The sequence below is a fragment of the Devosia submarina genome (assembly GCF_003056345.1).
In the GTDB taxonomy this organism is placed as follows: domain Bacteria; phylum Pseudomonadota; class Alphaproteobacteria; order Rhizobiales; family Devosiaceae; genus Devosia; species Devosia submarina.
Genome location: NZ_PYWB01000005.1, coordinates 94,960 through 108,728 on the forward strand (window position 1 = coordinate 94,960; position 13,769 = coordinate 108,728).

Sequence of the window (13,769 nt, forward strand, 5' to 3'; positions counted from 1 at the left end):
CCTTATGAGGGGTTTAGACGAAGGGTTCACTTGCCCCTCCCGGCTGGGAGGGTTAAGACGTGCGCCAAATCAACGCAGACTGGGATGAGGACTTATGGCGCGCAAGAAGATCGCTCTTATCGGCTCGGGTCAGATTGGTGGGACCCTGGCCCATCTGGCGGCTCTCAAGGATCTCGGCGACATCGTGCTGTTCGATATCGTGGACGGGGTGCCGCAGGGCAAGGCGCTCGACATCTCCCAGTCCGCTCCGGTGGAAGGCTACGACGCCAAGATCTCGGGTACTTCGAAGTACGAAGATCTTGCAGGCGCTGACGTTGTCATCGTGACAGCCGGCGTGCCTCGCAAGCCGGGCATGAGCCGCGACGATCTGCTGGAAATCAACCTCAAGGTGATGGAGCAGGTGGGTGCGGGTATTGCCAAATATGCGCCCAATGCCTTCGTGATCTGCATCACCAACCCGCTCGATGCCATGGTCTGGGCGCTGCAGAAGTTCTCTGGGCTTCCCACCAATCGCGTGATCGGCATGGCCGGCGTGCTCGACTCTTCCCGCTTCGTGCATTTCATCGCCGAAGAGCTCAATGTTTCGGTCGAGGACATCAATGCTTTCGTGCTGGGTGGTCATGGCGACACCATGGTGCCGCTGGCGCGCTATTCGACGGTTGCCGGCATTCCGCTGACCGACATCGTCAAGATGGGCTGGATGACCAAGGAAAAGCTTGAAAGCATCATCCAGCGTACGCGCGATGGCGGCGCCGAGATCGTGGGTCTGCTCAAGACCGGTTCGGCCTTTTATGCGCCAGCGACATCGGCGATTGCGATGGCCGAGAGCTATCTCAAGGACAAAAAGCGCGTGCTGCCGGCTGCTGCCTATCTTGATGGCCAATATGGCGTCAAAGGCACCTATGTTGGCGTGCCGGTGGTGATCGGTGCAGAAGGCGCCGAGCGCGTGATTGAGATTGCGCTCAATTCAGCCGAGCAGAAGGCCTTCGACAAGTCGGTTGGCGCCGTTGAAGGCCTGATCGAGGCCTGCAAGAAGATCGCGCCGAAGCTGGCGTAGCGGCAGTTATTTAGTCCGTCGTCACCACCGGGCTTGTCCCGGTGGTCCATCCCACCCAAGGTGGATTGCCGGGCAAGGTCCGGCAATGACGATGTTGGGGCAAATCGAGCCCGCCAAGCGGTCGGTTCCACCAAATCTAAACCCATTCAAGGGACCAGACATGAACATCCATGAACATCAGGCCAAAGAGCTGTTGAAGTCCTACGGGGCGCCTGTGGCGCAGGGCGTGGCGATTTTTTCGGCTGACGAGGCCGAGGCCGCAGCCCGGCAATTGCCAGGGCCGCTTTATGTGGTGAAGTCGCAGATCCATGCCGGTGGGCGTGGCAAGGGCAAGTTCAAGGAACTCGGCCCTGATGCCAAGGGCGGCGTGCGCCTCGCCAAGTCGGTCGAGGAAGTGGTCGCCTTCTCCAAGGAAATGTTGGGCAATACACTGGTGACCAAGCAGACCGGCGATGCCGGCAAGCAGGTCAACCGCCTCTATATCGAAGATGGTGCGGACATTGCCCGCGAGCTTTACTGCTCGCTGCTGGTGGACCGTGCTACCGGCCGTGTTTCCTTTGTGGTTTCCACCGAAGGCGGCATGGACATCGAGGCTGTTGCCGAGCATACGCCCGAAAAGATCATCACCGTTGATATCGATCCGACAGCTGGCGTGACGAAAGCCAATGTGGCCGAGATCGTCTCCGCGCTGCAGCTCGATGGCGATGCCGCGGCTGATGCTGCCAGCTTGTTCCCGATCCTCTACAAGGCCTTCACCGAGAAGGACATGAGCCTTCTCGAGGTCAATCCGCTGATCGTCATGACCGATGGTCATCTGCGCGTGCTGGACGCCAAGGTGAGCTTCGATAACAATGCGGCGTTCCGCCACGAAGAGCTCAAGCCCCTGCGTGACCTTTCGGAAGAAGATGCCAAGGAAATCGAGGCATCCAAGTACGACCTTGCCTATGTGGCGCTGGATGGCAACATCGGCTGCATGGTCAATGGCGCGGGTCTTGCCATGTCCACCATGGACATCATCAAGCTTTATGGCGCCGAGCCGGCCAACTTCCTCGACGTAGGCGGCGGCGCCTCCAAGGAGAAGGTAACGGCGGCTTTCAAGATCATCACGGCCGATCCGGCGGTGAAGGGCATCCTCGTCAACATTTTTGGTGGCATCATGCGCTGCGACGTGATCGCCGAGGGCGTGATTGCGGCCGTCAAGGAAGTGGGTCTTGAAGTGCCGCTCGTGGTGCGCCTTGAAGGCACCAATGTGAAAGAGGGCAAGGCCATTCTGGACCAGTCGGGCCTTAACGTCATCTCCGCCGACGACCTTGACGACGCTGCGCAAAAGATCGTCGCTGCCGTCAAGCAAGCCGCCTAAGCCCCGCAAGAGAGTTTAAAAACCGATGTCCATTCTCGTCAATAAAGACACCAAGGTTCTCGTGCAGGGCCTGACCGGCAAGACCGGCACGTTCCACACCGAACAGGCGCTAGCCTATTACGGCACCAAGATGGTCGGGGGCGTGAACCCCAAGAAGGCCGGGGAAACCTGGACTTCCGGGATTGATGCCTCGGCATCGCTGCCCGTGTTTGCCACGGTTGCCGAAGGCAAGGAAAAGACCGGCGCCAATGCATCGGTGATCTATGTGCCGCCTCCGGGCGCCGCTGCCGCCATCGAGGAAGCGATCGATGCGGAAATCCCGCTGATCGTGTGCATCACCGAAGGTGTTCCCGTGCTCGACATGGTGCGGGTTAAGGCCAAGCTCGAAAAATCGAAATCTCGCCTCATCGGGCCGAACTGCCCGGGGGTGCTGACGCCGGAAGAATGCAAGATCGGCATCATGCCCGGTTCGATCTTCTCCAAGGGCTCGGTGGGCATTGTTTCGCGCTCTGGCACGCTTACCTATGAGGCAGTGTTCCAGACCACCAATGAGGGCCTGGGCCAAACGACCGCTGTGGGTATTGGCGGCGACCCTGTGAAGGGCACCGAATTTATCGACATGCTCGAAATGTTCCTGGCCGACGAAGCCACCAAGTCGATCATCATGATCGGCGAAATCGGTGGTTCGGCCGAGGAAGAAGCCGCGCAGTTCCTGATCGATGAAGCCAAGCGCGGCCGCAAGAAGCCGATGGCTGGTTTCATTGCGGGTCTGACTGCTCCCAAGGGGCGCACGATGGGCCATGCTGGCGCAGTAATTTCGGGCGGTAAGGGCGGTGCGGAAGACAAGATCGCGGCCATGGAAGCGGCCGGGATCCGTGTTTCAAAGTCGCCTGCGCGTATTGGCCGGACCCTGGCGGAAGTCTTGAAGGGGTAGGTGTCGAACCGTTTCTGCCATTGTCACCCGGCTTTGTCCGGCTGATCCAGCTTCCAGCGCGAAATTGGATTGCCTGGACAAGCCGGGCAATGACGATGGGAGGGATGTTGTCGATGTCGAGAACTTCTGTTCGACCAAAGTCAGTCCCGCTTCGGACACACAAGGGTGTTATGCCAAAAGCTGCCCGAAGCGTTTATAGTTGATTTGAGCCACGGCCCTGCTCAGGGGCCGTTACACTTAACAGGATACTAAGGATAAGCGGTCAGTATCCGATCTAGAATTAAGGACCGCATGGACCGGCCTTAAACCGGTTGTTGAGAAGGATGGCGGGGCCAGCGCCTCGCACAAAAAGCGATGACACGACAGGAAAAGAACGACACGTTCTTGCTGACCTCGTTCCTCTATGGTGGGAACGCCGACTACATCGAGCAACTTTATTCCCGCTACAAATCCGATCCGTCCAGCGTCGATGAGACCTGGAAGACCTTTTTCGGCCGGCTGGACGACGCCGAGGGTGTCGCGCAGCAGAATGCCGAGGGTCCGAGCTGGGGCCGCAAGGACTGGCCGCAGAGCCCCAAGGGCGAACTGGTCAGTGCGCTGGATGGCAATTGGGGCGACATCGCCGTCAAGACCGAAAAGGCCGTGACCAAGAAGGCCGAAGCCCTGGGCGTAGCCAAGGCCAGCGTCGCCGATGTGCTGCAGGCCACGCGCGATTCGATCCGCGCCATCATGATGATCCGTGCCTATCGCATGCGCGGGCATCTGCATGCCGATCTTGATCCGCTCAAGATGAAGGCCGAGGAGCCGGCGCCGGAGCTCGATCCCAAAAGCTATGGCTTCACCGAGGCCGATTACAGCCGCAAGATTTTCATCGATAACTATCTGGGCCTGGAATACGCGACCATCCCAGAGATGCTCGCGATCCTGAACCGCACCTATTGCGGCACGCTCGGTATCGAGTTCATGCATATCTCGGATCCTGAAGCCAAGCAGTGGATCCAGGAGCGCATCGAGGGGCCGGACAAGGAAATCACCTTTACCGGTGAAGGCAAGAAGGCGATCCTCAACAAGCTGATCGAAGCCGAAGGCTTCGAGAAGTTCCTTGATGTCAAATATACCGGCACCAAGCGGTTCGGCCTTGATGGCGCGGAATCCACCATTCCGGCGCTGGAACAGATCATCAAGCGCGGCGGCGCGCTCGGGATCAAGGACATCGTTCTTGGCATGGCGCACCGCGGGCGGCTGAACGTGCTGACGCAGGTGATGCACAAGCCGCATCGCGCCCTGTTTCACGAATTCAAGGGCGGCGCGTTCTACCCCGACGATGTGGAGGGTTCGGGCGACGTGAAGTACCATCTCGGCGCTTCCTCGGACCGCGATTTCGACGGCAACAAGGTTCACTTGTCGCTCACCGCCAACCCTTCGCACCTCGAGATCGTGGATCCCGTGGTGCTGGGCAAGTCGCGCGCCAAGCAGGACCAGCACATCGCGCCCGACGGCAAGCTCGTCAACATCGCGACCGACGGCAAGCCGGACCGGTCCATGGTGCTGCCATTGCTGATCCATGGTGATGCGGCCTTTGCCGGGCAGGGCGTTATTGCCGAGTGCCTGGGGCTTTCCGGCCTAAAGGGGCACCGCACGGGCGGCTCGATCCATTTCGTGATCAACAACCAGATCGGGTTCACCACGAGCCCGATGTATTCGCGATCTTCGCCATACCCGACCGACGTCGCCAAGATGATCGAAGCGCCGGTGTTCCATGTTAATGGCGATGATCCGGAAGCAGTGGTTTTTGCGGCCAAGGTGGCGGTCGAGTATCGCCAGAAGTTCGGCAAGCCTGTCGTGATCGACATGTTCTGCTATCGCCGGTTTGGGCATAACGAGGGCGATGAGCCCAGCTTCACCCAGCCGCTGATGTATTCACGCATCCGCTCGCATAAAACGACGCTGGAGATTTACTCGGACAAGCTCGTTGCCGAAGGTCTGCTGAGCGCCGAGGATATTGAAAAACTCAAGGCTGAGTGGCGTGCCAAGCTCGAAAACGAGTTTGAGGCGGGCCAGGATTATCGCCCCAACAAGGCCGATTGGCTCGATGGTGCGTGGAAGGATTTCCGTCCCGCTGACCAGGAAGGCGCGCGCCGGGGAGAAACCGGCGTTGCCGTTGATAAGCTCGCAAAGATCGGCACGGCGCTGACCCGTATCCCCGAAGGGTTCAACGTTCATCGGACGGTGAAGCGCTTCCTCGACAACCGCCTTGCCGCGATTGAATCGCGTGAGGGCATCGACTGGGCGACGGCCGAAGCATTGGCGTTCGGGACGCTCGTGACAGAAGGTCATCCCGTGCGCCTTTCGGGCCAGGACGTCGAACGCGGCACGTTCAGCCAGCGCCATTCGGTGCTGAATGATCAGCAGGTCGACAACAAGACCTATACCCCGCTCAACAACCTTGCCGACGACCAGAGCCGCTACGAGGTCATCAACTCGATGCTCTCCGAAGAAGCGGTGCTAGGGTTCGAGTATGGCTATTCGCTGGCCGAGCCCAAGGCGCTGACAATCTGGGAAGCCCAGTTCGGTGACTTCGTGAACGGCGCCCAAGTGGTGATCGACCAATTCATTTCCTCGGGCGAGCGCAAATGGTTCCGCATGTCGGGCCTGGTGATGCTGTTGCCGCATGGCTATGAAGGGCAGGGGCCGGAACACTCTTCGGCGCGTCCGGAGCGGTTCCTGCAGCTTTGCGCTGAAGACAACATGCAGGTCGCCAATTGCACGACGCCGGCGAACTATTTCCATATCCTGCGCCGGCAGGTGACACGCGACTTCCGCAAGCCGCTGATCCTGATGACACCCAAGTCGCTGCTCCGCCACAAGCGGGCGGTGTCTGGCCTGGTCGAAATGGGTCCGGACTCCTGCTTCCATCGCCTTTTGTGGGACGATGCGGAGGCGCCGGGTGCGCCCAAGACCAGCATCAAGCTTGCGGGCGACGACAAGATCCGCCGCGTGGTGCTGTGCACGGGCAAGGTTTATTACGACCTTCTGGAAGAGCGCGAAAAGCGTGGGCTTAACGATGTGTATCTCCTGCGCATCGAGCAGCTTTATCCGTTCCCGGCCAAGGCGCTGCTGGACGAGCTCAACCGGTTCCCCCATGCCGAGATCATCTGGTGCCAGGAAGAGCCCAAGAACATGGGTGCCTGGGCGTTCATTCAGCCCTATGTTGAATGGGTGTTCGACCAGATGGGCCGGGGTGGTCAGCGCGTGCGCTATGTCGGTCGGCCGGCTTCGGCTTCCACCGCCACCGGTCTGATGCGGACCCATCTTGCACAATTGCAGGCCTTCCTCGACGAAGCCTTCGCTCAATAGGGGGATAGCAGTTACGGCCATTCGGACTTGCAAACCGAGATATTCAGCGCTTCCGATGCTCATGTACAAAGGGTACAATCTGCTCCGGTTCTCGAACATCTCGGTTTTCGTCTCGGACTGACCGCGCTATCTACCCTGCCAAAAAAGGACAGAAAACAATGTCGACTGAAATCCGCGTTCCAACGCTGGGCGAGAGTGTTACCGAGGCAACCATCGGTCAGTGGTTCAAGAAGGTGGGCGACACGGTGAGTGCAGACGAGCCGATTGTTGAGCTTGAAACTGACAAGGTGACGATCGAAGTGCCCGCGCCCGCAGCGGGCGTGCTGGAGGCGATTGCAGCACAGCAGGGTGAGACGGTTGATGTGGGGGCTCTTCTGGGTGCTATAGGCGCAGCCGGTGCTTCGGCGAGCCCGCCGCCTGCCGAGAGCCGTCCGCAGCCCGCAGCCGCTCCGCAAGAAGCAGCGACGCAGCCCGCGCCATCAAGCGAGCGGCCACCTGCACCATCGGCCCAGAAGATGATCAACGAGAATGGCCTTGATGCCGGTGGCATCAGCGGGTCGGGCAAGCATGGCCAGGTGCTCAAAGAAGACGTGCTGGCGGCCCTGAGCCGTCCGGCGGCAGCAGCGCAGCCAGCCTCTGGTGCTCCGCAAGATGCAGCGCCCAAGGTTTACCAGCCCGCGCCAGCTTCGGCACCAGCGGCCAAGCCCTCAGAGGTCAAGGCTCCTGAAGCCAAGGGCCCGGCAGCGCCACGGGGCCCTGTGGCGGCGGACGACGCCAGCCGCGAAGAGCGCGTGAAGATGACCCGCCTGCGCCAGACCATTGCGCGGCGCCTCAAGGACGCGCAGAACACGGCCGCAATGCTCACCACCTTCAACGAGGTAGACATGAAGCCGGTGATGGACATGCGCAATTCCTACAAGGAATTGTTCGAGAAAAAGCATGGCGTGAAGCTTGGCTTCATGGGCTTTTTCACCAAGGCCGTGGTGCACGCGCTCAAGGAGATCCCGGCGGTCAATGCCGAGATCGATGGCGATGACCTGATCTACAAGCAATATGCCCATATCGGGGTGGCTGTGGGCACCGAGAAAGGCCTTGTCGTGCCGGTGGTGCGCAATGCGGACCAGATGAGCATTGCCGAAATCGAAAAGGAAATCGGCAATCTCGGCAAGAAGGCTCGCGACGGGCAATTGTCCATGGCCGACATGCAGGGCGGCACCTTCACCATTTCCAATGGTGGTGTTTACGGTTCGCTAATGTCGACGCCGATCCTCAATGCACCGCAGTCGGGCATTCTGGGCATGCACAAGATCCAGGAGCGGCCGGTGGTTGTTGGCGGGCAGATCGTTGTGCGCCCGATGATGTATCTGGCGCTGAGCTATGACCACCGCATTGTGGACGGCAAGGAAGCCGTGACGTTCCTCGTGCGCGTCAAGGAAAGCCTTGAGGCTCCCGAGCGCCTGGTGCTCGACCTCTAGGGTCTGGTTTAGTTCGGCAAAGGCCGGGGCGATGCTCCGGCCTTTTTTATTTGGAGGGGGATATGGACAGGGGTGTCGTTGTTGTTACCGGCGGATCGCGCGGGATCGGGGCGGCCATCGCGCTGCTTGCGGCGGAGCGCGGCTACGGCGTGGTGGTCAACTATGCGGCCAGCAGGGATGCGGCCGAGGCAGTTTGCGGGCAGATTACGTCAAAGGGCGGGTCTGCTATTGCGGTGAAGGCCAATGTGGCTGTTGAAGCCGATATCGAACAGCTCTTTGTTGAGGCGGATGCATTTGGGCCTCTTGCAGGCTTGGTCAACAATGCCGGGGTGGTGGACAAGGCGGCGCGCGTCGATGAGATGGACATGGCTCGGCTGACGCGCATGTTTTCGATCAACACGCTGGGCTCGATCCTTTGCGCGGGACAGGCAGTGCGGCGCATGTCCACCCGCCATGGGGGCAAGGGCGGGGCCATCGTCAATATCGGGTCTGCGGCCTCCAAGCTCGGCGCGCCTGCCATGTTCGTGGACTATGCAGCTGCCAAGGGCGCCATCGACACGTTTACAATTGGCCTGGCGCTTGAAGTGGCCAATGAAGGCATTCGCGTCAATGCCGTGCGCCCCGGCATTATCGAAACTGATATTCATGCTTCGGGCGGTGATCCAGAGCGGGCCGCGCGCTTGGCGCCGAGCCTGCCCATGGCTCGCACGGGAACGGCCGAAGAGGTCGCCCGGGCCGCGCTTTGGCTGTTGTCGGACGAAGCGAGCTACACCACGGGAACGGTGATCCATGTTTCGGGCGGGCGGGCTATTGCGCCCTAGCGAGGCTTGCTCACAATGGCGTGGGAAACGGTATTCGTTAAGGAATTGCTAGCATTTTGGGCTGCTTAGAAGGGCTTTCTGCCCCAATGCTGGAGTTGAGCTATTGAGACGTTTTCTGCTTGTTGGGTTTTGTCTGCTCGTGCCGCAGGTCCAGGCGCAAGAGGCAGCCAATGCCAAGCTGGTAGGCGAGTTGATGGCTTTTCATGGATCCGACGCGATCGTGTCGGCAATGACAACGCATTGCTATGAAACGACCGGTCTCGATAGCGCCTACAAGTCGGCCTACGACAATTGGTATTTGCGCAATATCGGCTTTCTCGACCTTGCTGACCGGGTTGCGGCAAAGCTTGGCGGGGGAACGCCCGAGGAGATTGCTGCAGCGGAAAACTATGGCGGCAGCCAAATCATGAGCGCCTACAACCAGGCCCAGGACAAAGAGATTTTCTGCCGCGCATTTCTGGAGCAGGTGGATAGCGGTGCGCTCGACATCGACAAGCAGCTTCCCGGGCCGCTGAAGCAGGCACAGGAGATCGCGGCAGAGTAGCGTCTGTTTCTCGCACTTATTGCGGGCTCCGTAACAGCAGCGGGCTTGCCACGGGCGGCGACTCCGCTAAACAGGGTGGGCAAACATTGGTGCCCCGATGATTTTTCCCTGGCTCGAGTTCGCCGCCCTTATGCTGGCCTTTGGCATCAACGCCATTATTCCGGGGGCGGACTTTGCCATGGTGTTGCGCCAGTCCATAGCGCATGGCCGCCGGGCCGCGCTGTTCACCTCGGCGGGGATCGCGACATCCATTCTGGTCCATGGCAGCTATACGCTGCTGGGTATCGGAGTGATCGTGGGACAATCGCTGATGCTGTTCAACATCATTAAATGGCTTGGCGCGGCCTATCTGGTGTGGCTCGCTATCTCGGCTTTGCGATCGGCTCCGCCGCAGCCGCCCCAAGAGGCTGAACTGGCAGGCGCGCGGCGCGGCGACTGGGCCGCTTTCGCGCTCGGGTTCCTGACCAATCTGTTGAACCCCAAGGCCGTGCTGTTCTTTCTGGCGCTGTTTACGACGCTGGTATCAGCCCACACGGCGGGGGACATCAAGGTCATCTATGTGCTGTGCATGAGCATGCTGCTTTTTGCCTGGTTTGCCTTGGTGTCGGTTTTCTTTACGACCCCTGCCGTGCGGCAGGGCTTTTTCCGGTTCGGCCGGTGGTTTAATCGGGTCACCGGCATTACATTCATCGCGCTCGCCATTCGGGTGGCGCTGGCGCAACAGCACTAAAATACGATTCAGGGCTAGGTAATCATGGCAGACGCGTTCGACCTCATCATCATCGGCTCGGGTCCAGGGGGCTATGTCGCGGCGATCCGCGCAGCACAGCTGGGCATGAAGGTCGGCGTGGTGGAGAAGTGGCCAACGCTGGGCGGAACATGCCTCAATATCGGCTGTATCCCGTCCAAGGCGCTGCTGCATGCGTCCGAATTGTTTGAAGAAGCAACGCACGGCTTCAAGGCGCTGGGCATCGATATTCCCAAGCCCGTGCTGAACCTGCCGCAAATGATGAACCACAAGACCCAGACCGTGGCGGGCAATGTGGGCGGCGTCGATTACCTGTTCAAGAAGAACAAGATCGCCGTGCTGCGCGGCATCGGCACCATTGCCGGCCCTGGTAAGGTGCGTGTGACGCCACAGAATGGCGCGGCTACGGAATACGAAACCAAGAACATCGTGATCGCGACGGGCTCGGTATCGGCAAGCCTGCCGGGCATCGAGATCGATGAGAAGACGATTGTTACCTCCACCGGTGCATTGACGCTGGAGCGTGTACCGCGTCAGCTGGTGGTGATTGGTGCTGGCGTTATCGGGCTTGAGCTTGGTTCGGTCTGGGCGCGGTTAGGAGCCCAAGTAACAGTTGTCGAGTATTTCGACCGCATCTTGCCCGGCATGGACAGCGAAGTGGCGCGGCAGTTCCAGCGCATGCTGCAAAAGCAGGGCATGGAGTTCAAGCTTTCCAGCAAGGTTGCGGGGATCGACAAGAAGCCCAACGGCGCGCTCAAGGTGCGGGTGGAGCCAGCCAAGGGCGGCGAGGCCGAGGTGCTGGACGCCGATGTGGCGCTGGTCGCCATTGGCCGCAAGCCATATACCGAAGGGCTGGGGCTCGAGATTGTCGGCGTGGCGCTGGATGAGCGCGGGCGCGTGCGCGTAGACGGGCAGTACAAGAGCTCGGTTGACGGTATCTACGCCATTGGTGACGTGATTGCCGGGCCGATGCTAGCGCATAAGGCAGAGGACGAGGGCATTGCCGTTGCCGAAATCCTGGCCGGGCAGGCGGGGCATGTGAACTATGCCGCAATCCCGGCGGTGGTCTACACCAACCCCGAAGTGGCTTCCGTCGGCAAGACCGAAGATGAGCTGAAAGCCGAGGGCATAGAATACAAGATTGGCAAGTTCCCATTCACGGCCAATGGGCGCGCCAAGGCAATGCTGGCGAGCCAGGGGTTCGTCAAGATCCTGAGCGACGTCAACACCGACCGCGTGCTGGGCGCTCACATTGTAGGCAAGAATGCTGGCGAAATGATCCACGAGCTGGTGGTGTTGATGGAGTTCTCGGGCTCTTCGGAAGATCTGGCGCGCTCGACTCATGCCCATCCGACGTTGTCGGAAGCCATTCGCGAGGCAGCGCTGTCGCTGGGGGATGGCGCCATCCACATCTGATCTGGGCTAAACGCATTTCTGGCGCCGCTGGAGCAATCCGGCGGCGCTTTGTTTTGGCGCAAGGCGAGCGGGAAGCACTGGACCCACAAGCTTCCTGCGCTAATTAGGGCCGCAACTCTCCGTGCAGGGCAAACCATGCTGCAGATCCTTTTCTATATTGCCATCACAGCCGAAGCGATGACGGCGGCATTGGCTGCGGGGCGCCGAAAGATGGACTGGTTCGGCGTGTGCCTTCTTGCCTGTGTTACTGCGCTGGGCGGGGGCACGATGCGCGACACGTTTCTCGACCATTATCCGCTGTACTGGGTCGGCAATCCCTATGTCCTGCTGTTGGTGTGCGGGGCAGCGCTGTTCACCATCATCATCGCCCGCGTCATGGACCGGTTGCGCTGGGCGTTTCTGGCACTGGACGCTTTGGGGCTGGTGGTCTTCACCATTGTCGGGTGCAATGTGGCGATGGAGATCAACGCCCATCCGCTGATTGTCATCGTGTCGGGCATGGTCACGGGGATTGTGGGCGGCATATTGCGTGACGTCCTGTGCAACGACGTGCCGCTGGTTTTTCGCAGCGAGCTTTATGCAACCGTGTCGATCGTCACGGGCGCCATCTATTATTTTGGTGCCATGACCGACATCAACCGCGACATCCTCATCATCATCGCTGTCGCAATCGGCTTTCCACTGCGGATGGTTGCTCTGTGGCGCAAGTGGGAAATGCCAAAATTCGTCTATGACAAGGATCTCTAGCTCTTCACGAAGGCACGCTCTTGTGGCAAGCACTGCCATACAAGATGGAGGAGAGACGACATGCGGCAGACCTGGCGGTGGTTCGGGCCCAAGGATTTGTGCAGCATCGATGATATTACGCAGGTGGGGGCCGAGGGTGTCGTAAGCGCGCTGCACCATGTGCCAAATGGCGTGATCTGGACCCCGGAGGAGATCGCCAAGCGCAAGAGGGAGATCGCGACGCGCAAGGATGGTTCGCCATCGGGGCTGACCTGGGATGTGGTGGAAAGCCTGCCGGTCAGCGAGGACATCAAAAAGCAGAAGAACGATTGGCGCGAGCATATCGCCAACTACAAGGTGTCGCTGCGCCATCTGGCGGACGCAGGAATCGAGGTCATCTGCTACAATTTCATGCCAGTGCTGGATTGGACGCGCACGGATCTGCGCTACACCGTGGCAAACGGCGCCTCGTGCATGCGGTTTGACATCAACGATTTCGCCGCCTTCGACATTCATGTGCTGGAGCGGCCCGGGGCAGGGGCCGACTATACCAATGCCATTGCGGATGAAGCGGGACGACGCTTTGCCGAACTCGATGAGGAGGGGCGCAAGCAGCTGGCGCGTAATGTGACCATGGGCCTGCCGGGCTCCACCGAGTCCATGACGCTGGACGATGTGCGCGAGCATCTGGCGGAATATGGCAATATCAGCCGCGACTTGCTGCGGCAGCATTTCGTCGATTTCCTGAGCGAGGTGGTGCCGGTGGCGGAGGACCTCGGATTGCGGATGTGTTGCCATCCCGATGATCCGCCGTTCTCCCTGCTGGGTCTGCCGCGGGTGATGTCTACCGAGGCGGACTATACCTATATCATGGATGCGGTCAGCAGCCCGGCCAACGGCATGACGCTGTGTTCGGGATCACTGGGCGCGCGGCCGGACAATGATCTGCCCGGGATGATGGAGCGGCTGGGGCCAAAGGTACATTTCCTGCATCTGCGCAACGTCAAGCGCGACAGCGATGACATCATGGGCTCGTTCTATGAGGCCGAGCATCTGGATGGCGATACGGACATGGTGGCGCTGATCGCAGCCATTGTGAGGGAAGAGAAGCGTCGCCGTGACGAGGGGCGTGCTGACCACAGCATTCCCATGCGGCCCGATCATGGACAAGACATTCTCGACGATCTGGGACGACGCTCGCAGCCGGGCTATCCGACAATTGGGCGGATGAAGGGGCTTGCGGAACTGCGAGGTGTGTTCCGCACGCTTGAGCATGGCGAATTGGGGCTGTAGGGGCTTGTAGCGCCTGCTCCACTCGCCTCGCTTTTGTT

General features: G+C 60.1%; 11 protein-coding genes. All 11 read left to right on the plus strand.

What is annotated here, in order from left to right; all coding sequences use genetic code 11:
- Window positions 1–94 precede the first annotated feature (94 nt).
- The 11 genes from mdh (at window position 95) to uxuA (ending at window position 13,731) form a co-directional block, all read left to right on the plus strand.
- A complete protein-coding gene (gene mdh, locus DDE77_RS08490) occupies window positions 95–1,057 on the plus strand; it encodes a malate dehydrogenase (protein ID WP_108397034.1) in 963 nt (320 codons plus the stop codon).
- A 160-nt stretch (window positions 1,058–1,217) separates the two neighbouring features.
- The gene (gene sucC, locus DDE77_RS08495; RefSeq protein ID WP_108397230.1) at window positions 1,218–2,417 is read left to right on the plus strand and encodes an ADP-forming succinate--CoA ligase subunit beta; all 1,200 of its coding nucleotides are present in this window, start codon (window positions 1,218–1,220) and stop codon (window positions 2,415–2,417) included.
- Between the two features lie 25 nt (window positions 2,418–2,442).
- Complete coding sequence (gene sucD / locus DDE77_RS08500; RefSeq protein WP_108397035.1) at window positions 2,443–3,351, plus strand: succinate--CoA ligase subunit alpha; 909 nt, start codon at window positions 2,443–2,445, stop codon at window positions 3,349–3,351.
- A 354-nt stretch (window positions 3,352–3,705) separates the two neighbouring features.
- Entirely contained in the window at window positions 3,706–6,708 is a 3,003-nt protein-coding gene (locus DDE77_RS08505) for a 2-oxoglutarate dehydrogenase E1 component (RefSeq protein WP_108397036.1), read from the plus strand.
- Window positions 6,709–6,866: 158 nt separating this feature from the next.
- Window positions 6,867–8,183 carry a 2-oxoglutarate dehydrogenase complex dihydrolipoyllysine-residue succinyltransferase gene (gene odhB, locus DDE77_RS08510; RefSeq protein ID WP_108397037.1) on the plus strand — a complete coding sequence of 439 codons (1,317 nt, stop codon included), beginning with the start codon at window positions 6,867–6,869 and terminating at the stop codon, window positions 8,181–8,183.
- 62 nt (window positions 8,184–8,245) lie between these two features.
- On the plus strand, window positions 8,246–9,004 hold the full coding sequence (locus tag DDE77_RS08515; RefSeq protein WP_108397038.1) for an SDR family oxidoreductase: 759 nt from the start codon (window positions 8,246–8,248) through the stop codon (window positions 9,002–9,004).
- Between the two features lie 103 nt (window positions 9,005–9,107).
- A complete protein-coding gene (locus DDE77_RS08520) occupies window positions 9,108–9,548 on the plus strand; it encodes a hypothetical protein (RefSeq protein ID WP_108397039.1) in 441 nt (146 codons plus the stop codon).
- Window positions 9,549–9,645: 97 nt separating this feature from the next.
- Complete coding sequence (locus tag DDE77_RS08525) at window positions 9,646–10,278, plus strand: LysE family transporter (protein ID WP_108397040.1); 633 nt, start codon at window positions 9,646–9,648, stop codon at window positions 10,276–10,278.
- Window positions 10,279–10,302: 24 nt separating this feature from the next.
- Window positions 10,303–11,712, plus strand: coding sequence for a dihydrolipoyl dehydrogenase (lpdA, locus tag DDE77_RS08530; RefSeq protein ID WP_108397041.1), 1,410 nt, complete (start codon window positions 10,303–10,305; stop codon window positions 11,710–11,712).
- A 135-nt stretch (window positions 11,713–11,847) separates the two neighbouring features.
- Entirely contained in the window at window positions 11,848–12,459 is a 612-nt protein-coding gene (locus tag DDE77_RS08535) for a trimeric intracellular cation channel family protein (RefSeq protein WP_108397042.1), read from the plus strand.
- A gap of 60 nt (window positions 12,460–12,519) precedes the next feature.
- Window positions 12,520–13,731, plus strand: coding sequence for a mannonate dehydratase (gene uxuA, locus DDE77_RS08540; protein ID WP_108397043.1), 1,212 nt, complete (start codon window positions 12,520–12,522; stop codon window positions 13,729–13,731).
- Window positions 13,732–13,769 lie beyond the last annotated feature (38 nt).

Excerpts from the sequence above, each read along its gene's own strand:
- mdh (WP_108397034.1), top strand. The coding sequence starts at position 95 with ATGGCGCGCAAGAAGATCGCTCTTATCGGCTCGGGTCAGATTGGTGGG.
- DDE77_RS08535 (WP_108397042.1), top strand. The coding sequence starts at position 11,848 with ATGCTGCAGATCCTTTTCTATATTGCCATCACAGCCGAAGCGATGACG.
- DDE77_RS08505 (WP_108397036.1), top strand. The coding sequence starts at position 3,706 with ATGACACGACAGGAAAAGAACGACACGTTCTTGCTGACCTCGTTCCTC.
- sucD (WP_108397035.1), top strand. The coding sequence starts at position 2,443 with ATGTCCATTCTCGTCAATAAAGACACCAAGGTTCTCGTGCAGGGCCTG.
- lpdA (WP_108397041.1), top strand. The coding sequence starts at position 10,303 with ATGGCAGACGCGTTCGACCTCATCATCATCGGCTCGGGTCCAGGGGGC.
- odhB (WP_108397037.1), top strand. The coding sequence starts at position 6,867 with ATGTCGACTGAAATCCGCGTTCCAACGCTGGGCGAGAGTGTTACCGAG.
- sucC (WP_108397230.1), top strand. The coding sequence starts at position 1,218 with ATGAACATCCATGAACATCAGGCCAAAGAGCTGTTGAAGTCCTACGGG.
- DDE77_RS08525 (WP_108397040.1), top strand. The coding sequence starts at position 9,646 with ATGATTTTTCCCTGGCTCGAGTTCGCCGCCCTTATGCTGGCCTTTGGC.
- DDE77_RS08515 (WP_108397038.1), top strand. The coding sequence starts at position 8,246 with ATGGACAGGGGTGTCGTTGTTGTTACCGGCGGATCGCGCGGGATCGGG.
- uxuA (WP_108397043.1), top strand. The coding sequence starts at position 12,520 with ATGCGGCAGACCTGGCGGTGGTTCGGGCCCAAGGATTTGTGCAGCATC.